This window comes from Streptomyces sp. DH10 (assembly GCF_029813805.1).
GTDB lineage: Bacteria > Actinomycetota > Actinomycetes > Streptomycetales > Streptomycetaceae > Streptomyces > Streptomyces coeruleofuscus.
Genome location: NZ_JARVKU010000006.1, coordinates 150,079 through 171,374, shown reverse-complemented (window position 1 = coordinate 171,374; position 21,296 = coordinate 150,079). Strand labels below are relative to the sequence as shown.

At 66.6% G+C, this 21,296-nt stretch carries 27 protein-coding genes and 5 pseudogenes; 12 read left to right on the top strand and 20 right to left on the bottom strand.

Translation table 11 applies throughout. The annotated features are described in order from the left end of the window. Positions 1 to 109 precede the first annotated feature (109 nt). The 3 genes from QC385_RS15035 to QC385_RS15025 all read right to left on the bottom strand — a co-directional run bounded on the left by QC385_RS15035 (position 110) and on the right by QC385_RS15025 (position 1,373). Positions 110 to 502 carry a hypothetical protein gene (locus tag QC385_RS15035; RefSeq protein ID WP_279541804.1) on the bottom strand — a complete coding sequence of 131 codons (393 nt, stop codon included), beginning with the start codon at positions 500 to 502 and terminating at the stop codon, positions 110 to 112. 29 nt (positions 503 to 531) lie between these two features. After that, positions 532 to 783, bottom strand: coding sequence for a hypothetical protein (locus QC385_RS15030; RefSeq protein WP_279541803.1), 252 nt, complete (start codon positions 781 to 783; stop codon positions 532 to 534). A 92-nt stretch (positions 784 to 875) separates the two neighbouring features. Further along, positions 876 to 1,373, bottom strand: a complete 498-nt coding sequence (locus tag QC385_RS15025) for a Ku protein (RefSeq protein ID WP_279541802.1) — start codon at positions 1,371 to 1,373, stop codon at positions 876 to 878. Positions 1,374 to 1,428: 55 nt separating this feature from the next. On the opposite strand from QC385_RS15025, the gene QC385_RS15020 reads away from it, so the two are divergent. Beyond that, positions 1,429 to 1,713 carry a hypothetical protein gene (locus tag QC385_RS15020; protein WP_279541801.1) on the top strand — a complete coding sequence of 95 codons (285 nt, stop codon included), beginning with the start codon at positions 1,429 to 1,431 and terminating at the stop codon, positions 1,711 to 1,713. 247 nt (positions 1,714 to 1,960) lie between these two features. Here QC385_RS15020 and QC385_RS15015 read toward each other — a convergent pair whose 3' ends face one another. Then, complete coding sequence (locus QC385_RS15015) at positions 1,961 to 2,572, bottom strand: hypothetical protein (protein ID WP_279541800.1); 612 nt, start codon at positions 2,570 to 2,572, stop codon at positions 1,961 to 1,963. A 74-nt stretch (positions 2,573 to 2,646) separates the two neighbouring features. Then, positions 2,647 to 4,131, bottom strand: coding sequence for a NucA/NucB deoxyribonuclease domain-containing protein (locus QC385_RS15010; RefSeq protein WP_279541799.1), 1,485 nt, complete (start codon positions 4,129 to 4,131; stop codon positions 2,647 to 2,649). A 425-nt stretch (positions 4,132 to 4,556) separates the two neighbouring features. Here QC385_RS15010 and QC385_RS15005 point away from each other — a divergent pair, with 425 nt between their 5' ends. Further along, a complete protein-coding gene (locus tag QC385_RS15005; RefSeq protein ID WP_279541798.1) occupies positions 4,557 to 5,327 on the top strand; it encodes a transposase family protein in 771 nt (256 codons plus the stop codon). A gap of 485 nt (positions 5,328 to 5,812) precedes the next feature. On the opposite strand, the gene QC385_RS15000 is transcribed toward QC385_RS15005, so the two are convergent. The 4 genes and pseudogenes from QC385_RS15000 to QC385_RS14985 form a co-directional block, all read right to left on the bottom strand. Continuing rightward, positions 5,813 to 5,947, bottom strand: a complete 135-nt coding sequence (locus QC385_RS15000) for a hypothetical protein (protein WP_279542082.1) — start codon at positions 5,945 to 5,947, stop codon at positions 5,813 to 5,815. Positions 5,948 to 6,003: 56 nt separating this feature from the next. Beyond that, positions 6,004 to 6,156 (bottom strand): annotated as a pseudogene (locus QC385_RS14995) (peptidase inhibitor family I36 protein); the annotation flags it as partial. A gap of 170 nt (positions 6,157 to 6,326) precedes the next feature. After that, entirely contained in the window at positions 6,327 to 6,605 is a 279-nt protein-coding gene (locus QC385_RS14990; protein WP_279541797.1) for a hypothetical protein, read from the bottom strand. A 208-nt stretch (positions 6,606 to 6,813) separates the two neighbouring features. Continuing rightward, the gene (locus tag QC385_RS14985; RefSeq protein WP_279541796.1) at positions 6,814 to 7,095 is read right to left on the bottom strand and encodes a hypothetical protein; all 282 of its coding nucleotides are present in this window, start codon (positions 7,093 to 7,095) and stop codon (positions 6,814 to 6,816) included. A gap of 362 nt (positions 7,096 to 7,457) precedes the next feature. Between QC385_RS14985 and QC385_RS14980 the strand changes: the two genes are divergently transcribed. The 3 genes from QC385_RS14980 to QC385_RS14970 all read left to right on the top strand — a co-directional run bounded on the left by QC385_RS14980 (position 7,458) and on the right by QC385_RS14970 (position 8,662). After that, a complete protein-coding gene (locus QC385_RS14980; protein WP_279541795.1) occupies positions 7,458 to 7,829 on the top strand; it encodes an AAA family ATPase in 372 nt (123 codons plus the stop codon). Positions 7,830 to 7,878: 49 nt separating this feature from the next. Continuing rightward, the gene (locus QC385_RS14975) at positions 7,879 to 8,076 is read left to right on the top strand and encodes a hypothetical protein (protein ID WP_279541794.1); all 198 of its coding nucleotides are present in this window, start codon (positions 7,879 to 7,881) and stop codon (positions 8,074 to 8,076) included. A gap of 163 nt (positions 8,077 to 8,239) precedes the next feature. Continuing rightward, positions 8,240 to 8,662 (top strand): DUF6924 domain-containing protein, encoded by a 423-nt coding sequence (locus QC385_RS14970; RefSeq protein ID WP_279541793.1) that lies wholly within the window; start codon positions 8,240 to 8,242, stop codon positions 8,660 to 8,662. Positions 8,663 to 8,692: 30 nt separating this feature from the next. On the opposite strand, the gene QC385_RS14965 is transcribed toward QC385_RS14970, so the two are convergent. Further along, positions 8,693 to 9,532 (bottom strand): IS5 family transposase, encoded by an 840-nt coding sequence (locus tag QC385_RS14965; protein WP_279541792.1) that lies wholly within the window; start codon positions 9,530 to 9,532, stop codon positions 8,693 to 8,695. A gap of 474 nt (positions 9,533 to 10,006) precedes the next feature. Between QC385_RS14965 and QC385_RS14960 the strand changes: the two are divergent. Then, positions 10,007 to 10,840, top strand: a pseudogene (locus QC385_RS14960) (IS5 family transposase). Between the two features lie 182 nt (positions 10,841 to 11,022). Here QC385_RS14960 and QC385_RS44210 read toward each other — a convergent pair. Continuing rightward, positions 11,023 to 11,367 (bottom strand): annotated as a pseudogene (locus tag QC385_RS44210) (DNA/RNA helicase domain-containing protein); the annotation flags it as partial. Positions 11,368 to 11,925: 558 nt separating this feature from the next. On the opposite strand from QC385_RS44210, the gene QC385_RS14955 reads away from it, so the two are divergent. Continuing rightward, positions 11,926 to 13,317, top strand: a complete 1,392-nt coding sequence (locus tag QC385_RS14955; protein ID WP_279541791.1) for a condensation domain-containing protein — start codon at positions 11,926 to 11,928, stop codon at positions 13,315 to 13,317. A 259-nt stretch (positions 13,318 to 13,576) separates the two neighbouring features. On the opposite strand, the pseudogene QC385_RS14950 reads toward QC385_RS14955, so the two are convergent. From QC385_RS14950 to QC385_RS14935, 4 genes and pseudogenes are all read right to left on the bottom strand, one after another. Further along, positions 13,577 to 13,732: pseudogene (locus QC385_RS14950) on the bottom strand (transposase); the annotation flags it as partial. A gap of 105 nt (positions 13,733 to 13,837) precedes the next feature. Further along, complete coding sequence (locus tag QC385_RS14945) at positions 13,838 to 14,005, bottom strand: hypothetical protein (RefSeq protein WP_279541790.1); 168 nt, start codon at positions 14,003 to 14,005, stop codon at positions 13,838 to 13,840. Positions 14,006 to 14,725: 720 nt separating this feature from the next. Further along, positions 14,726 to 15,451: a leucine-rich repeat domain-containing protein gene (locus QC385_RS14940; RefSeq protein ID WP_279541789.1), complete on the bottom strand. Its 726-nt coding sequence runs from the start codon at positions 15,449 to 15,451 to the stop codon at positions 14,726 to 14,728. Between the two features lie 85 nt (positions 15,452 to 15,536). Further along, positions 15,537 to 16,007: pseudogene (locus QC385_RS14935) on the bottom strand (ATP-binding protein); the annotation flags it as partial. 20 nt (positions 16,008 to 16,027) lie between these two features. On the opposite strand from QC385_RS14935, the gene QC385_RS14930 reads away from it, so the two are divergent. Beyond that, positions 16,028 to 16,588: a hypothetical protein gene (locus QC385_RS14930; protein WP_279541788.1), complete on the top strand. Its 561-nt coding sequence runs from the start codon at positions 16,028 to 16,030 to the stop codon at positions 16,586 to 16,588. Continuing rightward, the gene (locus tag QC385_RS14925; RefSeq protein ID WP_279541787.1) at positions 16,575 to 16,871 is read left to right on the top strand and encodes a hypothetical protein; all 297 of its coding nucleotides are present in this window, start codon (positions 16,575 to 16,577) and stop codon (positions 16,869 to 16,871) included. Before QC385_RS14930 ends, QC385_RS14925 begins: the two co-directional genes overlap by 14 nt. Positions 16,872 to 16,967: 96 nt before the next feature. Here QC385_RS14925 and QC385_RS14920 read toward each other — a convergent pair whose 3' ends face one another. Then, positions 16,968 to 17,177: a DUF6207 family protein gene (locus QC385_RS14920; protein WP_279541786.1), complete on the bottom strand. Its 210-nt coding sequence runs from the start codon at positions 17,175 to 17,177 to the stop codon at positions 16,968 to 16,970. A gap of 277 nt (positions 17,178 to 17,454) precedes the next feature. Between QC385_RS14920 and QC385_RS14915 the strand changes: the two genes are divergently transcribed. Then, positions 17,455 to 17,649 carry a hypothetical protein gene (locus QC385_RS14915; protein ID WP_336621292.1) on the top strand — a complete coding sequence of 65 codons (195 nt, stop codon included), beginning with the start codon at positions 17,455 to 17,457 and terminating at the stop codon, positions 17,647 to 17,649. A 1-nt stretch (position 17,650) separates the two neighbouring features. On the opposite strand, the gene QC385_RS14910 is transcribed toward QC385_RS14915, so the two are convergent. Further along, positions 17,651 to 17,854, bottom strand: coding sequence for a hypothetical protein (locus QC385_RS14910; protein ID WP_279541785.1), 204 nt, complete (start codon positions 17,852 to 17,854; stop codon positions 17,651 to 17,653). Position 17,855: 1 nt separating this feature from the next. Next, on the bottom strand, positions 17,856 to 18,188 hold the full coding sequence (locus QC385_RS14905; protein ID WP_279541784.1) for a hypothetical protein: 333 nt from the start codon (positions 18,186 to 18,188) through the stop codon (positions 17,856 to 17,858). A 62-nt stretch (positions 18,189 to 18,250) separates the two neighbouring features. Between QC385_RS14905 and QC385_RS14900 the strand changes: the two genes are divergently transcribed. Next, entirely contained in the window at positions 18,251 to 18,586 is a 336-nt protein-coding gene (locus tag QC385_RS14900) for a DUF6233 domain-containing protein (protein WP_279541783.1), read from the top strand. Here the strand turns inward: QC385_RS14900 and ku are convergent. Further along, positions 18,583 to 19,503 carry a non-homologous end joining protein Ku gene (ku, locus tag QC385_RS14895; protein WP_279541782.1) on the bottom strand — a complete coding sequence of 307 codons (921 nt, stop codon included), beginning with the start codon at positions 19,501 to 19,503 and terminating at the stop codon, positions 18,583 to 18,585. The two genes, QC385_RS14900 and ku, sit on opposite strands and share 4 nt — an antisense overlap. A 265-nt stretch (positions 19,504 to 19,768) precedes the next feature. Between ku and QC385_RS14890 the strand changes: the two genes are divergently transcribed. Beyond that, on the top strand, positions 19,769 to 19,993 hold the full coding sequence (locus tag QC385_RS14890; RefSeq protein ID WP_279541781.1) for a DUF5133 domain-containing protein: 225 nt from the start codon (positions 19,769 to 19,771) through the stop codon (positions 19,991 to 19,993). A 235-nt stretch (positions 19,994 to 20,228) separates the two neighbouring features. Here QC385_RS14890 and QC385_RS14880 read toward each other — a convergent pair whose 3' ends face one another. Continuing rightward, the gene (locus QC385_RS14880; RefSeq protein ID WP_279541780.1) at positions 20,229 to 20,429 is read right to left on the bottom strand and encodes a hypothetical protein; all 201 of its coding nucleotides are present in this window, start codon (positions 20,427 to 20,429) and stop codon (positions 20,229 to 20,231) included. Positions 20,430 to 21,296 lie beyond the last annotated feature (867 nt).

Sequence of the window (21,296 nt, the reverse complement as noted above, 5' to 3'; positions counted from 1 at the left end):
CTGCTCAGGTAGTTGATGGCTACGCGCTGCGCCTCTTCCGCGCTCGGGACCACGACTTAGATGCTGCCGCTGATCGAATCACTCGCGGTGATCGGCACGGTCGGCGTCCTCATTTCTCGTTGGGGGTGGGGCGGTTGGCGGCCACCCAGGCGCTGTAATCGTCTGCGGGATCACACAGGACGTTCACGGACGGTTCCTCGTTCGGTCGAAGGTCCCATTGGATGTTCGTGACAAGCCAGTGGTCCTCATCGCCGTTGCTCGTCTCGACCACGAACGTCTCGCCGATGCGGGGAAGGGCGGGGAGGACGCACACCTGGTCGTCGTCGCCGCGCCACAGGGTGACCTTGACGCTTCCAGCAGGCTGGACGGCGTGGGCGGGTCCGATGACGGCGACCGTACGGCCGTGTCGGGTGAGCGCGGTGACCTGCCCCGTGGTGCGGGCGTGGTCGGCGATATCGCCGAGTCGCGCGCGGGCGGCTTCGATGCCCAGACTCATCTCCATGAACAAACCTTAAGGACTGTAAGGAATTATCACAAGAGGCCGCCTTGCACCCAAAGACGTGAGTAAGCGCGGTTCCTGATGAGCGATAAGCTCACTTCTCGCAAGGGCCGGGGGTGACCGTGTACGCGAGTCCCGACGACGAAGCCACCGCGCACCTGCTCGTGGTGGCCGCCTTCCACAACGCGGCCGCAGGCCGCGGTCTTCTTCGGGGCGGTCTTCTTCGGGGCGGTCTTCTTGGCCGGCGGCTTCTTCGCGGCCTTCTTCTTCGGCAGCTCGTGCACGTCGGCGTCCTCGCCGCGCGAGGCCCTGGCCTTCTGCACGGACTCGGTCAGGCGGCCATCAGGTCGACGATCTGCCCCGGCTTGGCCTCCCGCTACTGAAGCTTCGGCGGCTCGCGGTCTTCTCGCTTGGCCTCGATGATCTGCGAGAGAGCCTCGGTGTAGGTGACCTGGAACTCCTCACCTTCGAAGTCTTCGCGGGTCATGGTGTCCAGGAGCGCGAGCGCGCCGTCGATCTCCTCGTCACTCAGCTCGACGGGCGGCGGCAGCAGTTCCTCCGGCGACCTGGTCTCATCCGGCCAGCGCATCGCGTGTAGAACGACCACGTCGTCCCGCACCCGGAGCAGGCCCAATCTCTCCCGGCAGGACCAGGCGTACTTCGCGACAGCCACCCTGCTGCTCCGGGCCAGGGCCATGCGCAGCAGCTTGTACGGCTTCGCAGCGACCTGCCCGCTCGGCACCAGGTAGTAGCCTTCGCTGATCCTCAGAGGATCCACGGATTCCAGCGGCACGAACGCGACGATCTCGATGGCCTTCGCCATCGGCAGCGGCAGATCCCGCAGTTCCTCGTCGCTGATCGGGATGGTACGCACCGGTGCGGCGAACCGGAAGAACTAATCCGGCAAGCAGAAATGCCATGGCCTGCTCGTGATCACCCTCACCGACGACACGGGACGGCTGATCTGGGTTTCTACCGCTCGTCCGGGACGCACGTCGGAGATCACCGCCTGCCGTCACGACAAACTCACCGCCCACTTGCGGGCGGTCGGCCTCGGCGCGATCGCCGACCTGGGGTTCGTCGGCCTCGGCGACAGCGGCCCGGACGCCGACCCGGCGGTGATCACCGGCTACAAGGCCGCCCCCACCGCCCGCTCACCCGCAGTCAGAAATTGTCCAACACGGCGCCGGTCGAGCACGGCTTCGCGCACCTGAAGAACTGGCGCGTGCTCGGCAAGGTCCGCACCGACCCGAAGTGGACGACCGCGCTGGTGAGGGCCCTGCTCGTCTTGACGAACCGAAGTCTCCCGCTGGCCGATGATCTACACCGAAGTCATCCGCCCTCGACCAGCCCGAGCACACCGAACCCCGCGCACACCAGATCCGTGAACTGCAACTTCACGATGTCCACTCCTCCCTGCAGGTCGACCAGCCTGCGGGGCCTTGCCATTCGTGTACCTCGTCACCGCTGAGCGAGGCCGCCGATCCATGAACTACCGGCGAGACAGTCCTCAAGGGTGTACTGAGTGACCGCGGTAAAGACGGCACCGAGTCGACTGACGTAGGCCAGCTCTTTCATTTCAGGGGACATGGCGGGGAAGCCGCCCGGGGGGAAGCCTGCCTGGGTCAGCCTTGCCTCGGTGCTGGCGTTGATCGTGCCGATCCGATTTCCCGTTGTCGCGTCGATCTGTGCGATGTCTGCGCCCTGGTCGCACAGGAAGATCTTCGCGTCTTCCTGGTCGAAGTAGGCGGTGCAGGCGAATCCGTGGCGCTCGGATAGTGCGCGTAGTAGGCGCGGTGTGCAGCCGACCCATCCAGTGGCGCCGAAGATCTCCACGGCGGCAGACCATTGGCGGGAGATCTGGCATGCGGCCAGCATGGGAGGTTGCCGCTCGGAGGCCGGGTACTGCTCCATGAACCAGGCGTCGTCGTAGTGCTCGCGCAAGGCTGCTGCTACGTCCTCAAGTGGCTGCGGGTTGCTGACTCCGAGGGCGGCGAGGAGATCCGATGGCGTGGTGGGAGCTAGCGTGATGGCTGCTGCACCCAGGTCTTGAAGCCGCAAGCGAGGATCCATCGTGCCTTCCCTGGAAAGAGATGAGGCCGCGCCAGCCCTGACGCGGCCTCATCACCTTATCGACCTAGCGCAGGTCAGAAGTCGTGGATCTGCACGTAGAACTGGTCGTTCGTGTCGTAGGGGGTCGGAAGGTTCGCGTCCCAGGCCAGAATGCGGTCAGATTCGTAGAAGGCAGACAGGGAGCCGCCAGCGGAGCGGTTCTGCGTGCTGTCGACGGCGCGGACGGAGAAGTCCCAGTCCGGGCTTGCGGCGCCTTCGAGGGTGGAGCGGAACGGGTACTCATCGCAGTCCTGGCCGGTCTTCGGCTGCAGGGTGTACGGCAGGCCGGTGGTGGCGTAGTCACCGGTCTGGGAGCAGGCCGCGTTCTTCTGCGACTCGTTGGCGTCCATCTGTGCCTGGTGCAGGGTGGAGGTCAGACGGTGCAGGCCCATTCCGGCGTAGGTTCCGTCGTACATGCCGGGGATGACCTTCGAGTACTGGCTCCTGGGGTATGTCGCGTTCGGGTTGGCGAAGGCGTCCTTGATGTGCTGGGCAACTCCCCTGTTCGGCGAGTCGGCTGCGGTGGAGTACTCCAGCCGCGGGATCGCCTCCAGGTAGATGCACGTCTCGGGACGGTAGGTGGAGAAGTACGTCGCTGAGTCGCACCGCACTGGGCGGGTGCCGATGATCGCGGGCTTCTCCGTCCTGTGCTCCGGGGTGTCGGTGTAGGCGTGCATCTTGACGTAGTGGGCGCCGACCTTGTCCCGGCCCCACATCGGGTCAGTGGTGGAGCTGTTGCTGTTCCACTTGAACCAGGTGGTGTTGTTGTTCCAGGTTCCCCACGTCATCGTTGCCGCCGGCTGGAGCGTGGAACAGGTGGTCAGAGCCGCTTCGCACTCGCCGTTGAGGGACAGGTCGATCCCGGGCGCCGTCCAGAGGTTGTCGAACCAGCCCCAGTCGTAGGACACGGAGTCCTTCTGGATGCGCGCGAACTGGCGGGTGGAGCGAGTGTCGGTGTAGTTCTGGCCGAGGATCTCCATGCGGCCGCTACTGGTGCCCAGGTGGTCCTGCTTGGCTCCGGTGACGGGATCGACTTCCCAGTAGTCGATGGTGAACGGCTGCCGGGTGCAGTAGGTGTAACGGTCGAACATGACCGTGTACTGGGTCTCGGTGTTGTCGAAGCACAACTGCTCAAGGATCGCGGGGGGCGTGTCACCGACGGCGTAGCTGTGTGTCCAGGCGTTGGCGTTCTCCATGGACAGGCCGGTGGTCGCCTTCGGCTTCTCTTCGATCTTGTACGGGTGTTCCTTGGCCTTGGCGGCGTAGGAGCGTGCCGCGTCCATGATGTTCTTGAATGCCTTGGCGTCGCCCTTGCCGCTGGAGCCGGCGCCCTTGTCTACGCGTCTCTGGCTGCCGCTGGGCTGGGCGTCCTTCGGCGCGGTCTTCGGTACGCCGTCCTTGACTCTCTGCTTCGCCTTGGCGATGTCGTCCTTCGTCAGGAGGACTTCAGATCTGATCTCTTCACCGACAGTCGTTGATATCTGGGGCTTGATGCTGTCGGACGAGGCGATCGCGGTCACGGTGTCCTGTCCCGTGGCCGGGGCCTGCTGAGGGAAAGCCCCGGCAAGGGCAGCTGCTGCACCAATTGCCGCGCATGCGAGGGTAGAGCGTTTCTTCACGCTTGTACTTCCTGATAGGAGATATGGCTCCCGTAAAGGAGATCATCACCGTAACGGTAATGATCAAGGTTTAACCGAGGGAGTCGTGCAGAGATCATGGACACTGATGTGACGCTCTTTCATAACCTCTACACGTAACGAGGTTTGGGGTCCGAACGGGCCGGCGTGGGGCAAGCGCCAAGCGCCTCATAGCACTCCTGCCGTGGTCGGCTCAGCGCGTGCGGAAGGGGCCAGCAGCCAGCAACTTCACGATGCACACCCCTCATAGGGCCCCGTGTTGCGCTAAAGGGTGTTGCAGAAGGCCTAGTGGCGGGCATTTTGCCTGTATGGGTGGGGTGTTGAGGGCTGAGCCGGTATGGGTGGAGACGTTCACATGGTTGCCGATGGGGCGCTTTGAGAAGCTGCTTCGGGCGGTGCGGGAGCGCGGCGGCAATGGCCCCGGGGGTGGCCGGCCGTGGTGTCTTGCGCTGGCCGAGCGGGTGCTGCTGGTCTCGGTGTACTACCGCACGAACCTCACGATGCGGCAGCTCGCGCCGCTCTTCGGCTGCTCGCCTGCCACTGTCTGCCGGGTCATCCAGCGGCTGGGACCTTTGCTTGCGCTGGAGCCGGCGCCCAGGCCGGTGCCGGGCACCGACCGGTTATGGATCGTGGACGGCACCGTGGTCCCGGTGCGTGACCGGCAGGTCGCAGACTCCTCGCGCAACTACCGGTTCTCGGCGAATGTGCAGGTCATCATCGATGCCGACCCCCGCCTGGTGGTGGCCTCGGCCCGGCCGGCACCCGGCATCAAGGCGGATGCGCATGTCTGGCGCGAGTCGGTCCTGCCGGACGTGGCGGCGGGCGCGACGGTGATTGCGGACGGCGCCTACCTGGGCACCGGACTGATCGTCCCGCACCGCAGACGAGCCGGACGTCCACTCCTGCGCGGCAAGGAGGAGGACAACGCCGAACACCAGCGGGTGCGGGCCCGCGTCGAGCACACCTTCGCCCGGATGAAGAATTGGAAGATCCTGCGCGACTGCCGCCAGAGGGGCGGCGGCCTCCACCACGCCGTCCAGGCCGTGGCCACCATGCACAACCTCGCCATGGCGGGGTGAAACAGCACGCCAGCCATCACCCAAACATGCCCGCCACCAGGCCTTCTGCAACACCCTGGGCGTGTTTCGGAGGTCGACGTTGCTGGAGGTTTCCGAGCCTGACGTGGGTTCAGGCGGGGTCGGCGAGAAGGGCTACCACGGCGTTGAGGACCATTCCGATGCCGATTCCGGCCCGGACGACTGCGCCGCCCCACTGGGAGTGGGCAGGGCGAGCAGTTGCTCACCTGCCGTCGGCTGCCAGGCCCGAGCAGCCGAGTCGTTACCAGCACGACGAGGAGCGGGCTGTGCTGAGGTGTGCCTGTACGAGGGGCGCCTGCGCGCGGTCTACGAGAGCAGCCTTCATCCGGTCAGTGAATCGCCCTGCAAGCTGAGGCGTGAACGGCTGGGCGGTGTTGGCACCAGCCCGCCCAAGACGCCGACGTGCCGACAGCCCATGGCGGGCCGGGGCCGCCAACCGTCTCAGGTCCGCCCCGGGCTGTGGGTGGTCAGCCGCAGTCGTTGCGGTTGATTTTCAGGGAGCGGGTCTGGTCGTTGAGGTTGTAGCCGCGCAGGTCGTGGATGGAGCCGCCGCTGCGGGTGACGCACACCCATCGGCCGCTGTGGTTGCGCTTCTCATACACCGGGCGGTGCGGTCGGAGTTGTTGCGGATGGAACTGCCGCGGTCACGGATCGCGGAGGGCAGGTCCTTCACGCTGCCGTCCACCGCCCGCCTCACCCACGGCTGACCACCGAAGTTGATCTCGGGGTAGATACACACGTAACCGGACGGACAGTCAATCGCGGCCCGCGCCACCCTGGCCTCACTGGACGCGGCAGCCGGAACGGCCATGGGCAGGAGGGTCAGTGCGGCGACGGCCGCAGCACGCATCACATTTTTGATCACGGCACTACCCATAGCGGCCATCGGGCGCCCGCCGGGCAGGGTTGCCTGCGGGTTCACTCCAACGGGCCCTCGGACAGTAACGAGCCGCAGTACGAGGAAGCGTCGCACCGGTAGGACTATTCCACTCGCAGGGGCGGCTCATCTGGCAAAGCACTGATCACGCCCCTCAGGCGGTGGCGGAGGACGAGGCCGCGTACGAGGCGGGCCTTCGGCGCGGGGGCCACCGCGCCGAAGAGGTTGCCGAGCTGGCTGCAGACGCTGCCGGCCGCCGTACTTCGGAGCTCCTCCTTCGCCAGCGGCTGGGCGAACTGCGGGCGGCCCACGATCGAGCGGCCACGGCGCTTCCGGCCGGGGGCGGGGCCGCTGTGAATGCTGCGGAATCGAGGTGCTGGCACCCCGGGCACCAGTAGTGCCCCGGACCAAAGTGGAAGCTCCACTCCGGAGAGGGGGAGCATCCTCCCGCTTCCGGCCGATGCAGCCACAGGCCAGGGAGGACTTTCAGACTACGAGACCCTTCAGTTCTGTCCGTTGTCCGTTCTGCGGACCGGCCCTGAAACAGGCTCCAGACAGTCTGCTGCCCACAAGGCAATGTGGCGAGCGCGGCTAAGCGACCAGCGAGTTGTAGAGGTCGGTCATTTCGGTCTCGAAGGGAGGCGCGTTGAGTTCCTGGGCGGCCGGGAGCACCCGTTCGCGAAGAAAGCGGTCGTGATGTTCCGCAGACTCCCAGACATCGACAACCTGCCAACCGCCTCCCTCCCGCGGCGCCGCGTAGTGGGCGATCATCCCACTCGGCAGGTTGTTAGGGTCAGGAATGACCTGGTCGATGGTCGCCTGGTAGAGCTCCTTGGTCCAGTCAGGGCTGTGGTGATACGCAAGGATGGGCATCCGCCAACCCTCCTTTCGTGCTGTCGGGCTTTGCTCACGACGCTAGGTATCGGGGCTGAGGGCCGCGACCGCTGATACTCCAACCAGCGCGCTGCCGCATCATGGGGTTGATCCGACCCGGTCACCTCCCGCCCACCAGACCGCACGCGTCCTCGGTACCGACCTCGCCGACGTCACCGGTCGCCGATCTGGTCCTGTAGCCGGGTGACGTGCTGTACGTGCCGCGCGGCGTCTGGAGAGGAACGTCGGTGGGGGAGAGGTTGGTGCGGGGGCGGTGTCGGCGTGTGGGGGACGCCACCGGCCGGTAGCCTCACGGGCACGCGCGTGCGCCATGGAAGCGGGCCTTCGCCCGGTGGTCTCTGGTGCCTGACGGACTGGATCGGGTCGGCGCCCAGCCACGGCTGCTTGAGCGTGGGGGCGAGCTGCGGTGTCTCGGCGCGGCGATAGCAGGGGCGAAGGCCGGCAGAGGCGCGGTCGTGGCGCTCGAGGGCTCGGCGGGTATCGGCAAGACCCGGCTGCTACGAGCCGCGATGGAGCTTGCGGCGGAGAGCGGCGTGGCCGTGGTCAGCGCTCGCGGCGGGCAGATGGAGACCGAGTTCGCCTTCGGCGTCGCCAGGCAGTTGTTCGAGCCGGTGTTGACCGGTGCGGACAACGGCGAGCGTGAGCTGTTGCTCGAAGGAGCTGCCGCTCCCTCCGCATGGCCGAGACGGGCTGTGGCCGATCGCGGAGACTGACCGCGGAGAGACCATCTTCCTCCTCCCTGGATCTGCCACCCCGCGGCTAATGGTCGAGGACGGGGAGATCGGCTGGTCGGAATACCGCATGAGCTTCGCCGAGTGGCTGTACCGCTATCTGATCGGCGAGGACATGGGCGGCCCCAACAGTTGCGCCTTCTATCCAGGCCCCGTAAAGCTCGAACACCTTCCGATGACCGCCGACGAACGTCCCGAGCCCTGGTACGGCCCAGATCGCGGGATGTGATGCGCCAACAGCACGAGCAAGAGATGGCAGCCCCAAACGAGATGACCTCTTAAAGAGCGTTTTGTCCCGGCTGGGGTGTTTGATATCGCCGGGTTGTTTGCGGAGTTCGGCAGGCGCGGTGGGTGTGACGGTCGACGTCAGCGCTGGGTGAGAGGATCACAGGATGCCTCTGCCTCAGCCTGATGATCTGACCTCGCTGGTGCTGCGTACCGACTTCGGTGACGACGGAGCCTGGGAGGCGGTTCGAGCCGCGCTCGACGCGGCTGGCGAGTACCCCCATGCCACGTATGTCAGCGAGCTTCGCTTCGCTGGTGTGGGGGTTCAGGCATTGATGGATGAAGAGGCTGCTGCGGATGAAGACGCCCAGATCATCCACATCTTTCTGGCTGACGCGGCCACGATGAAGGATCCAGGCCACCCGCTTTTGGCCGTGGACCTCTCGGACGAGCCTGGGCGGACGTTCAGGCTCCCTGCTCAGTGGTTTCCTAATGTCTCGGCCAACCTCAGCATCGCCAACATGGACTTTGCTGAGTTCGCCGACGCCGCTGATGGATCAGGGGCCTTCCGCGGCTTTGACGAGGGCTGACGCCTTGCCGCTGAGGCCTGTCCGAGCGAGTTATGTGTCACGCCAGTTCAGCGTGGCTTCGTGGGTGAGGCGACGGCTCATCAGGTCGATCATCGCAAGGCGGATCATGGCTTCGGACCGGTGCGGGTGGGTTTCGTAGTCGCGGGCCAGGCGCCGGTGGTGCATGAGCCAGCCGAAGGTCCGCTCGACGACCCAGCGTCGCGGGATGACCCTGAAGCCCTTCTCGCCGGGGTCACGGCGGACGACTTCGACGTCGATACCGAGGCGGGCGCCGTGGTCGATGGCCGTGGTGCGGTAGCCGGTGTCGGTCCAGGCCTTCGTCACCCGCAGGTGCGCCTTCGCGATCTGTGAGAGCACCTGGATGCCGCCGGCGTTGTCGGAGACGCTCGCGGCGGTGACCAGCACGGCCAGGAGGAGGCCGAGAGTGTCGACGCCGATGTGACGCTTGCGACCTGCGATCTTCTTCCCTGCGTCGATGCCCTGGCCTGCGGCCGGCACGTTTGCCGACGTCTTGATGCTCTGCGCGTCCACCACGCACGCGCTCGGCTCGCCCGCCCTGCCCTCCGCCTCCCGGACCAACCGCCTCAGCACCCCGTTGAACTGATCGAAGACACCATCCTTCTGCCAGGCGGCAAAGTAGCCGTAGACCGTTTCCCACGGTGCGAAGTCGTGTGGCAGGTAGCGCCAGGGAATTCCGGTGCGGTCGACGTAGAGGACGGCGTCCATGACCCGGCGTAGGTCGTGCTCGGGTGGGCGGCCGATGTCCAGGCCCTTCCCTCTCCGCTCGGCCCTCCAAGCCGACAGAATGGGCTCCATCAACTCCCACCGGGCATCGGACAGGTCACTCGGATACGGTCGCTGTCGGGCCATGTTTCGGTAGTACCGCCGACGGCCCCTCGATTACAGGGCGCAAACGGGGGTGAGTTGGGGCGCCTTGGGATCAGACAGGAGCGAAGAAACCCAAACGGACCTCTGCGGGTCGTCTCCCGCCACAGGCGTCACGGCAGTCGACAGAAAGCTCAGCCACCCCGGCCAGGACAGGCATCCAAACTGTCATCAAACACCCTCACCGGGAGGAAACGCTCTTTTAGTGAGCGTTTGATTCGCCTATCAGACGGTTCATGGCTATTTTCAGCGGTCAGACACGAGCATCGACCCCAGCGATCCGCCGGAACGGCTTCTGCGGCAATCAGCAGACCAGTCATGCGCCGGGTTCCTCGCAAAAGCTCCTGTCTCATTTAGAAACCTACCGGTTCACTCGAAACTGAGAACGCACGCCCCGGTGCACCCAGCACCCCCACACACGCCCTGCTCAGGCTGGCCGCCACCGCATACCCAGGCATCATGCAGCCCTCACGGCCCTACCCCAGCGACCTCTCCTACGCCCGCTGGGAACTCATCCGCCCCACCCTCGAAGCCTGGCGCCAAGCCCGCAACGGCATCCGCAAACCCACCCACGACCTGCGCACCCTGATCAACGCCATCCTCTACGTCGACCGCACCGGCATCCCCTGGCGCTACCTACCCCACGACTTCCCGCCCCACCAGACCGTCTACGGCTACTTCGCCCACTGGGAAGCCGACGGCATCTTCGACCAGCTCACCGGCTTCTTACGCGGCAAAGTCCGCCAGGCCGAAGGTCGCACCAGCGAGCCCAGCGCCTGCCTGATCGACAGCCAGAGCATCTAAACCTCCGCCACCGTCCACCTGGCCAGCCAAGGCATCGACCCGGCCAAAAAAATCATCGGACGCAAACGCCACATCGTCACCGACACGCTCGGCCTCCTGCTGGCTGTGGCCGTCACCGCCGCCAGCATCCACGACTCCGCCGCCGGCACCCAACTGCTGACCAAAGTCCGCGAGCGCCACCCCACCGTCACCAAAGCCTGGGCCGACAACGGCTACAAGACGAAAGCCGTGGAACAAGCCGCCCACCTCGGCATCGACCTCGAAATCGTCCAACGCGACCCCAACACCCGCGGCTTCCACGTCCAGCCCCGCCGCTGGGTCATCGAACGCACCCTCGGCTGGCTCATGCACCACCGCCGCCTGGTCCGCGACTACGAAACCCACCCCCATCGCTCAGCCGCCATGATCCAACTGGCCGCCATCAACCTCATGACCCGTCGCCTCACCCAGGAAGCCACGACCAACTGGCGACACAGTCAAGCCAAATGAAACGGACAACGGAGAATCAAACGCTCACTTAGCAGGTTGTCGAAGAAGTCCATAATGCGGTACTTGATCGCATGCCTACGGTTGCAGTACCGGCGCCACCGGCGCTCTGGCAGCGGACGGTCGCACCACTTACATATTCGGATTCCGGCCGTCCTCGAGTTGCTGCCCACGCACTGATCCTTTCATCGGCTCCCTGCAGCGGCTGCTGTGGGGGTGTGTTGTGTCAGTTGCTGGTGCTGGATGAGCTGTTTGAGGAAGTGGTGGGTGGCGGGGTCGGTGGTGTGGACGCGGGTGGTGTGGGTGCCGCGGGTGAGCAGGACGCGGTAGGTGTTGAGGGCGTAGGGAAGGTACTGGTCGGCGGGTAGTGCGCGGAGTTTGGGGTCGTGGCTTTGATGAGGGTGGGCGGTCCAGCGGCCGTCTGTCCAGGTGAGGTCGGGGCCGATGATGACGCCGGAGTGGTGGTATTCGAGGCCTTGGGCGCTGTAGATGCAGCCGATTTGCTGGTGTCCGCCGGTGTGGGTGGCCCAGAGCTGGTTGTGGGGGGCGAGGGGGTTGTCGTCGGGGTCGGTGAGGGTGTCGGCGGCGTGGCCTGACCGTCACCGTTGAAGCCCGCCTGCCCGTTGCCTGCGATCGTCCACATCTGTCCCTCGGGCGAAACCTTGCGACCCATGCCCCAAGCCGAAGCTCCCGCTCCTCCCGACCCGGCCTCGAGAGAAGAATGTGAAGCGGGCTCCCGCCCTGTGTCCCCCGAGCCGGGCGGGAGCCCGCGCCTGCCCCCGTTGCCCCGGGACGCGTCCCGCACGAGGCAGTCGTCACAGCCGTGTCGTGTCTGCTGCGGTGTGTGATCGTTGTGCCTGTCATGATGGATGCGCGCCCTTGCCCAAGAGGCTGCCTTGACGGTTGCTGTGCTGGGAGGTGTCCCGGTGGCATCTCCCGCCTGTGCTGCATTCGGCCATCGATGGCCAGGCCGTCTACCTGATCCGGCCGGCGATTGGGCCACACGTCAGGGCGTCGGTTGAGCTGAGTCATCCGCCTGTGCCGCTGTGCGGCGGGGCAGGGCAACAGACGGCAGGAAAAGGGGCAGCGTGCTGCAAGTTCCCGTAGAAGATTTGGACGTCGCACCCGGCCACGCTATCGAGTGGAAACTGAAAGCGAACAAAGCACGCGTCGGGACTCCACAGCAGCACCAGGACACGACTTACAACCAGGTCAAGCATTTCACCGCCGCGCAGGAATCCTGCAGGGTGAATGACCCCATCGTGGCCTACGTCGGCGGGACCTTCGAGATCGAGGGTCTGGTGGACCTGCAGGCACTGGAGGCAGCGCTGCTGCACCTTGTACGCCGTCATGAGGTGCTGCGCTGCACGTTTCAGCAGATCGCGGGCGACCTGTCCTGTGACGTCCTTCGCGCGGAGGATGTGACACTCGAACGCTTCGACCGGGGAACGCTGGAAACACCGGGCGAGACGCGGAAGTATCTGCACCGGTTCTTCCAACAGGTCGACCCGCTGTCCTGGCCGCTGATTGTCATGGGAGCCGTGCAACGGCCTGCGTCCACTACGGTGTACTTCGCCTGTGACCACCTGGTGTCTGACGGACTGTCCACACCAATCGCCGTACACGACATCGCCACCGCCTACTCAGCCATTGTCCGCGGTCGGCACCCCGCGCTGCCAGAGGTGGGAAGCTACCTCAGCTTCAGCCGCGAGCAACGTCGACAGAACGCGGCAATGGACGCCGATGACAGGCGGCTGGACTACTGGAAATCGTTCATGGCGCGCAACGGCGGCTTCTTCCCGCCGTTCCCGCTTGATCTTGGACTGCAGCCGCACCGCTTCTACCCCACGGTCAACGAAACGACGCAATTGTTGGAATCACCGCAGGTCGAGGCGATGGAAGCACACTGCCGGGCCGCGAACGGGAGACTCTTCATGGGGCTGCTGGCCGCGGTAGGCGTCTCCCTCAGAAAGGAAGGAGGCCCGCAGACCTATCGGACCTTCATGCCGGTGAGCGAACGCAACCACCGTGCCCACGCGCACACGATGGGCTGGTTCATCAACACGATGCCCCTGGAATTCTCCGTGGCCCCAGCCCAGAACTTCACCCAGGTGCTGGCCAACGCGCGTCAAGCGGTCTCCGATATGCAACGCCACATCGACGTACCCTTCGTCCAGGCCTGGCGCCTACTCGCCCCCGAACACTTCTCCACCCGTTCCTGGCCTATCGCTGGCAACTTTTTTTCCTACCTCGACTTCCGGAAAGCACCAGGAGCCCACCACCACCACACTTGGCGCGCCAGGAAACACATCTGGGCCTCACACAGCAACGGCATCTGCTTCTGGCTCCACCGCGCCGATACCGGCCTGTACATAAATTGCATCTTCGCCGACACCCCCCAGGCCAGACAGACGAAGGCGGCTTTCACCCGAACCCTGAAACGGACCACGATGAATATCGTGAGCCTGGGGACCTTCTGACCGGTGTCCGACCGGTGTCCGGCATCACGCCCCACCACCCGCCACCACGGTGGCCCGCGTGCGATCTCTCGGTTTCGTGTCGGTGGTGGTGAGAGTCGGTGGTGTCGTTCTGGGGTGGGGTGTTACCGGGCTGGTCAGCGGTTGATTGTGGGTGGGCCGCTGTCATGAGGTAAAAGATTGATGGGTGGGACCACTGGCGTGGGGCTTTATCTCACGGCAGCTGATGCTGTCTCAGCTACGAGAATTCTTAGACCGTGTCCTACGTGGTGAGACGGATGAGTCGTTTGTAGTAGCAGAGGGCTGCTGCGAGGCCGAGAAAGGCCAGGTAGTTGCGGGGATCGCGCTCGTAGCGAGGGCTGAGTCTGCGGTAGCCGGACAGCCACGACATGGTGCGCTCGATGACCCAACGGCGCCGTCACCTCGTCATCCGGCAGCAGCCGTAGGCCCGCGCCGACTTCGGCGCGGGCCTACGGAATGTCGATGGAGTCCTGGCGACCAGCAGTGTGCACGGCCCGCCGACTCAAGACAGCTGGTGCTGAATCCACCAGAACACCAGGCCGACGATGCCGGCCCCGGAGGCGTAGGCAGCACCGCGCAGGGCACTGGAGAGCATCGCGCGTAAGCGGCGACGGATCCAGGCCGCAAGCCTCTTCAGGAGACCTGGGGGATGCGGGCCGAGATCGGACATGGATCTCCTCATGGTTTACGAAGTCGGGGAACTCTGGGGGCGGGGAGGAGGTTCAGGCCTCGTGCCGGACACAGCTTGTGCACCCGCCGTTGCCAGCAATGACGTCCGCGTAGCGGATTCGGCTGACCTTGCGGCACGACCGTCGTCGACACCGCACCGTCCAGGGCACCCTGCTCCCCCGGAACCGCTCTTGAGGGACGAGCCCGGCCTCACGCACTTGACGCTCCGCCTCAGCCGCAGTAGGCGCCCCCTGACGGGAGTTACCCGTGGTATCGCGTCGGCTCTCAGCATGCCGCACCCGGCGCCAGGCCTCGGCCCAGAGGCGGAAGCGCTTCTCTGGCACCTCGCAGGCAACGAGGTACGCGAACAGCTGCTTCTCGGACGCGACCGACTGGTCCCGCTCCCGGATCCGCCACGCCGTCGACCGGGACAGCTTGCCGAACTCACGGATACGGACCCTGGGCCGCCGCTCCATCTCAGCCAGGGACGGACAACCGTTCATCTGCCACAACCGCCTCAGCGCAAGCCCCAGTTCCGCGGAGTTCAGAATCTGAGCCGGCGGACGTGCGCGCGTCGGGTGCTGTTTGCGTCCGTGCTGCGATGTGGCTTCGTTCACGTTCAGCGACAGCTTTTATTGACGAGTTTCAGCAGCGTTTGGTGATCAACTCGCTCGTGCTTGTTCACGAGAAATAGCAGCACTGGCGCGATGGGTCGTCGCTGTCAGGTCAGGACGACGCACCCCAGCCGCTCCAGTTTGCTGAGGAGCGCTAGGGAGGGATCGATCTTGTTCCAGCGCAGGTCCAGCTTCTCCAGCGATGGCATCAGGGTGAGCCAGTCGGGCAGCCGGCCGAGGTTGTTGCTCCGCAGGTCGATCTGACGCAGTCGCGGGAGGCTGGCGAGTGACTCCGGCACCTCGGTCAGGGAGTTCTCGCGTAGGTCCAGGTGACGCAGTTCGTGCAGGTTGGCTGCTGACGACGGCAGGTGCTCGATCGTGTTTCCCCGGAGCCATAGCTCACGCAGGCTGTTGAGCTGGCCGATGGTGTCGGGCAGGGCGGTGAGCTGGCTGTGCTGTGCTCTGAGCTCGATGAGGCCGCTCAGCCCGCCGATGGTCTCCGGCAGGGTGGTGAGAGGGTTCTCGCCGACGTTGAGGTAACGCAAACGGGTCAGGTTTCCCAAAGAGTCGGGAAGCCGAGACAGCTGGTTGTCGTGCAGGTAGAGGCAGTCGCTGAGCTCGGTCAGCTCGCCGAGTTCTTCGGGCACCGACGTCAGCGCGTTGTGGCCGAGGTCGAGGGTTTTCAGCCGGTGGAGCTGCCCGATGTCCGGCGGGAGGGCCGTGAGTCCGTTGTCCGCGAGGATCAGCACGTCGAGCTCAGTCTGTCGCCAGACCGACTCGGGCACCTCTCCGAGCTCTTGGCGCCACAAGTTCAGTGTGTGCCTCACGGTCATCTCCTCTTCATCGGCAGGCTGGGCTCCGATTCTCGTCCGGGACCTTCCTTCGGTGGCGACCGGACAGCAGACAGCCAGGGCCAGATCAACTGGCCTCGACGTGTTCGGCTCGGGCTCGGGTGCTGGCGAGGCGGTAGGAGTCGGTGCCGGTCGCGATGATGGTGCCGTTGAAGGTAAGGCGGTCGACGATGGCCGCGCAGAGCCGTGGGTCGGTGAAGGTCTTGGTCCAGCCGCCGAACGACTCGTTGGACGCGATCGCGACGCGATTCTTCTCCTCGCGTTCGGTCAGGACCTGGAAGAGGAGCTCGGCGCCGTGGCGGTCGAGCTCCATGTAGCCGAGTTCATCGATGCAGAGCAGATCGACGCGGCCGTAGCGGGCAATGGTCTTGTTCAACTGCTTCTCGTCCGCGGCCTCGACCAGCTCATTGACCAGCTTCGTCGCGAGCGTGTAGCGGACGCGGTAGCCCTTCATCGCGGCCTCGGTGCCCAGGGCGATGAGCATGTGGGACTTGCCGGTGCCGGAGTCGCCGATGAGGCAGAGGGGCTGGCTCTTCTTACGACCGCTGCATCCCGATCGTGGCGACCACGCTGGAGGAGCTGCGCGAACACGGCCCGGCCGGGCCGGCCTTCTGGCGCTTCGGACGCGACCACCGCGAGCCGTTGCTGGACGCGATTGGCAATGCCCGCCGGGACGCCCACCTCGCCCGCCGCCGTCAGGCCGCCCGGGAAGAGCAGCGGCGCCGTGAGGAGCGGGAAGCCGCGGCGCGGGAGGCGTGGCGGCCGGTGTGCAAGGACTGCGGGCAGAAGTTCACCGACGCCAGGTGGGAGGCGATCGGCTACACCCGGGACTGGAGCAAGCGCCAGTCGCATCCGCACCTGTGCGAGGACTGCCAGGCCCGGGCCGTCGCAGCCGAGCAGCAGGCCGAAGCCGACACGCGAGCGCCAGGAGCAGGAGCGCCGCCGCCAGGAGGCAGAGGAACAGGCCGCCGCGCAGAAGGCCGGCGGCTGGCTCTCCCGCTTCCGCACCTGACCCGGGCAAGCCGCAGCGACCGACCACGCGGGCAAGCCCAAGGCGGCCCTGGGCAAGCCCGCGTTGTCGGTGGCGGCTGCAAGGCTTGGTCGGATGAACGGCGATGAGCAGCTGCTGAACGGCCGGGTCTACGGCGCGGAGCACGACGACCCCAACCCCGGCCCGCTTCCACACCGGACCTTCGCCGAACTGGTCGGCGGGCCGCTGGACGGCCTGCTGCTGGACATCCACGGGTGGCGGACCGACGAAGTCGACGACGGCGTGGCCCTGTCCACCGAGCTGTCGCGGTGGCCCGGCGGCCGCGCCCTGTACGACCCGCGCCCCGGCGAACCCCGCACGCCCGGTCCTGGCGTCAGCTGCCGCTTCTACTACTCCGGCGACACGCCCTGACGGCTGTCCGGGCACCGCACCAACGGTTCACCCGGGGTCTGCCCCCGACCTTGACTGCGACCACGGCTGGTCAGCGGAGCATGGCCGCCCGCAGCGCTACGAGTCGGGCTCCTGACGCAAGTCAAGGAAGCAGCGCAGCCGTACACCGGGCTCGCCGGGCTCCCGAGTCGTGCGGTCCGCCGACGCGATCACGCACCGCGTGGCGAGCAGCTCCTGCACCGCGAGCGCGGTTTCATCATCGGCGGCCGCGACCTCCACCACGGCCAGGCCTGGCTCTGCCACATGCACATCAGCGATCTGCCTCATGCCTGGCACTACGCGCCGGTGTCCGCAGAAGTTCTCCGATCCCGGAGTGTTCACCCGACCGAGTAGGGTCCCGGCTGACCATCACCGCCGACGACCCGGCACCGGCACCGGCCGCTGCTTCGATCTCCGGTCCTCACACGCCTCCGGGCGATGAGCCTGCCGGGTGCGGTTCGCACCTTAGGATCCCTGCACGTGGCACAAACCTTCGAAGAACTCGTGCAGATGCAGCGCGCCGCCGATGAGGCCCACACCGCCGTCGAACAGCTCCAGGACCAGCATGGTCTACCCACCCAGACCGAGTGGACCGACGAGCAGCGGACCTCGTGGGAAACGGCAGACCTGGCGCGACCTCGCCGGCGACGTCCAGGCCGCCATCACGGATCACGCGAAGGAGCAGGGCACGCCACGCCACCAGGTTGAGGCGGACGTGAAGAAGGCCGCACGCCACCCGGACCTCGTGGCCGGCGGCTGACCTACGAGCCCTCCGGCCAGCTCGCCAGCACCTGCTCGCCGTCGCCGGCGCGCTCGGCCAGAACGACCCGGGCGCCGTCGATGCTGCCCCACGAGCCGATCCACGACCGGTACTGGTACTCGGCCGTGCGCCGCTTGCCCCACCAGCCGTGCATCACCGGCAGACCCCCCGCCGTCAGGGTGAGGTGGAACCGCTCGTCGTCCACGTCACTCACCCTCCCACCCGCCCTCGTCGGTGTAGGTGTGCAGTGGCAGCCGCGCGTCGGCCGCGACCGCGCGCAGTTCCTCGAGGAACCGCGCCGGCGGCACATGCAGTCTCGGCGGGGTGGCGAGGAAGCACTCCCGGCATCGGTCGAACCAGCGGGACCCGTGGTCCCGGTCGTGGATCACGCCGCTGGTGCGGGACGGCCGGCCGCAGGCTGAGCAGGGCGGCTCCTTCTGTATTCGCGCCCAGGTCTGGGCGAAGCGGGGCGCGGGCGGGGCGGGGGAGAGGGAGGCCGGGTCGACGCCCAGCTTGCGGGCGGCCTCCTCGTAGTTCATGCCTGCTCCGCGGGGTGGGGTGGGGGTGGGCTGTGTGGCGCCCCGATCATAGAATAGAACGCATGAACGATTCCGGGGGGTCGCGACTCGCGCTGCTCCATTTCCTCGAGCGCGTGCAGGAGCGTGACCTGGCCCGCACCCGCAGGTGGATCGTCGATGAGGAACGCCGTGAGGCGGAGCAGCGTGTCGGTGAAGCGCGGCGCCCGCCGGTGCCCGAGTGGCTGATCGAGCGGGGCCTGGACCGCAGCAACATCGTTGCCGTACACACCGGTGAGTGCTGGGACCCGGGCAAGCGGACCAGGCCTGCGACCAGGGCGCAGGCGATCGAGGCGCTACGCCATCAGGTGCCGGCGTGCTTGAAGTGCAGGCCGGACACGGCGCTCGGCATCGTGGACTAGGTGCTGCGCGGCCGGCGCCCGGACGCCTTCTTCTCCGCGGCCTTCTTCGTGGTCTTCTTTGCCGCCGTCTTCTTGGCCGGCTGCTTCTGCGCGGTCTTCTTCTTCGGCAGCTCGTGCACGTCGGCGTCCTCACCGCGGGAGGCCCTGGCCTGCTGCACGGACTCGTTCAGCGCGGCCATCAGGTCGACGATCTGCCCCGGCTCCGACTCCGGCTCCTGAAGCTTCGGCAGCTCGCGGTGCTCCCGCTTGGCCTCGATGATCTGGGAGAGGGCCTCGGTGTAGGTGTCCTGGAACTCCTCACCTTCGAGATCGTCGCGGGTCATGGTGTCCATGAGCGCGAGCGCGCCGTCGATCTCCTCGTCGCTCAGCTCGACGGGCGGCGGCAGCAGTTCCTCCGGCGACCTGATCTCGTCGGGCCAGCGCATCGCGTGCAAAACGATGGCGTCTTCGCGGATCCGGAGCAGCCCGAGGCGCTCGCGGCCGGACCAGGCGTACTTCGCGACGGCCACCTTGCTGCTCCGGTCGAGGGCCATGCGCAGCAGCTTGTAGGGCTTCGCGGCGACCTGCCCGCTCGGCGCCAGGTAGTAGCCCTCGCCGATCTTCAGGGGGTCGACGGAGTCCAGCGGCACGAACGCGACGATCTCGATGGCCTTCGCCGTCGGCAGCGGCAGGTCCCGAAGCCCCTCGTCGCTGATCGGGATGACCTGCTCCTTGGTCAGCTGGTAGCCCTTGCCGATCTCGCCCTGGTCGACCTCACGGTCCTCGATCTCGCAATACTTGCGCACCCGTACCCGGCCCATGTCCTCCAGGTGGTACTGGTGGAATCTGATCGAGTGGTCCTCGGTCGCGCTGGCAACCGAAATCGGCACGGTGACCAAACCAAAACTGATCGCGCCGCTCCAGATGTTCCGGGGCATGACAGACCTCCGCGGCTACCCCGAGCAACACCAGGCTATGAGGGCAATGGCAGCTGCGCACGTGCTCACCGGGCCCTGGGAGATGTCGTCCCCGGGGCCCGGCCAACCGCAGCGCGATTCGCAAAACCACAACCGGGCTGCCGACTGCATTCCTCACGCGTGACCCGGCGGGGCTGCTCGGCTTCCGGGTGCGGCGGGCTCAGGGACTTGCGACCGTAAGAGTGAAGGAGGCAGGTCCAGTCGGGCGAGGACGGAGGCGGCCGTCATGCTCACGGCGCACCCTTCGCTCCTGCGGGAGCTCGTTGAACGCTGCGAGACGCTCAGGCGGCGCCTGGCGTCCGACGGCAGCGCGGAGACCAGGCGCCGGCTCGATGACGCGTCGTACACGCTGTGTGTGCTCACAGGCACCCGTCAGTTGGACACGGCGCTGTCTGTGGCTCGCCGGCAGCTCGTCGACGCCATGCGACGCGAGCAGCCTCTGCGTCACTGAATCAAGTGGTCCTCGGTGGCGCTCTGGAAGTTGATCGGCGCGTTCCACACGCCGACGGCAGGCCGCGCACCCGGCCAGATCGCGTGCGTGCCGACAAGGCGTACGTCTCACAGAAGAACCGTGCTTACCTGCGGCGGCGGGGGATCCGCTGCACCCGGACAACAAGGGATCACCGCCAAGGACCCCCCGGCGTGACCAACTGCCCAGCCGTGCCGGCGAGTTCCGCGCTTCGCCGTCATGCGGCGAGGACGTCCCGCAGCTCCCGTACGGCGCGTTCGTGGTGGTGCTGGGCGGGGATCGCCTCGTACAGGTCCTGGGCGCGGCGGCGGACCAGGCCGGTGCGGTAGCCCGCGGGCGTCTCCGTTCCCTGGAGGTTCGAGGCCGGGGCCGGCCCCGTCTCACTGTGTGCGGCCGCCGACCCGCGACCGCGCCGCACACGCCGGGCGATCCCCGGACGACCTCCTCCGCCACCAGGCGCACCAGCGGGTCCTCCGTCAGCGCCCCTACGGTGTCCATCCACTCCATCACCGTCTCCCTCGGCCCTGCGCGCAGCGCGCCCGCGGAGGGCGCCCTGCCCTCCAGTCCTTCTGGGCCGAAGTGCCGCAGAGCGCAGGAGGCGGCAGGGGAGATTTCTCCGGAGGACCGTTCCTGGCGCAGCGGAAGCCCGGCGGCCGGCAGTAGACGTGAGATGCGGAGACAGAGGACGCGGCCTCACCTAGCGCCGTGTCTCCCTGGGGGATCGCTGTCCGAGGCCCGTGGGGCCTGTCGGCATCAGGCGGCCCGCTGTTGGTCCGTCTCGTCGCCGGTCTGCGGCATGTGCGAGACGTCGTCTCTGGTCCGCCCTGCAACCGCGGGCGCCCGGCGCAAGGTGCGGCCGCCGTGACCGGTCCGCGCTTCCTCTGTCGGTTCCGAATTCACGATGACGGGGGTGGCGTTCCTGTTTTGCTGGGGTCGGAACAGTTGTGTTTGCGTTTCGAGGGTGGGTGTGGGTGAGGGGACTCCAGCCGGTAACAGGAGTCCCCTCGTTTCCCCGCTGATGTGCTGCCGCGCCCAGGAGGGGAGAGCGGCGTTTTGAAGAGCGGGGGTTCCGCTTGTTCAGCTCATCATCCTCCCCGGCCGCCGGGCAAGATCTTCACCGTTCGGAAGTGTTCCGAACGGTGAACACCCAGGTTGGAGGGCATGCGGGGAAGGTCTGAGGATGGTGCGGAAACGAGTCCCGCAGCCCGATTTCCGGTTACCCATCGGGGGATTCCGGCGCCGATGGGCAGCTGTCGGAACGCATCAACAGGCCCACGGTGTCGAG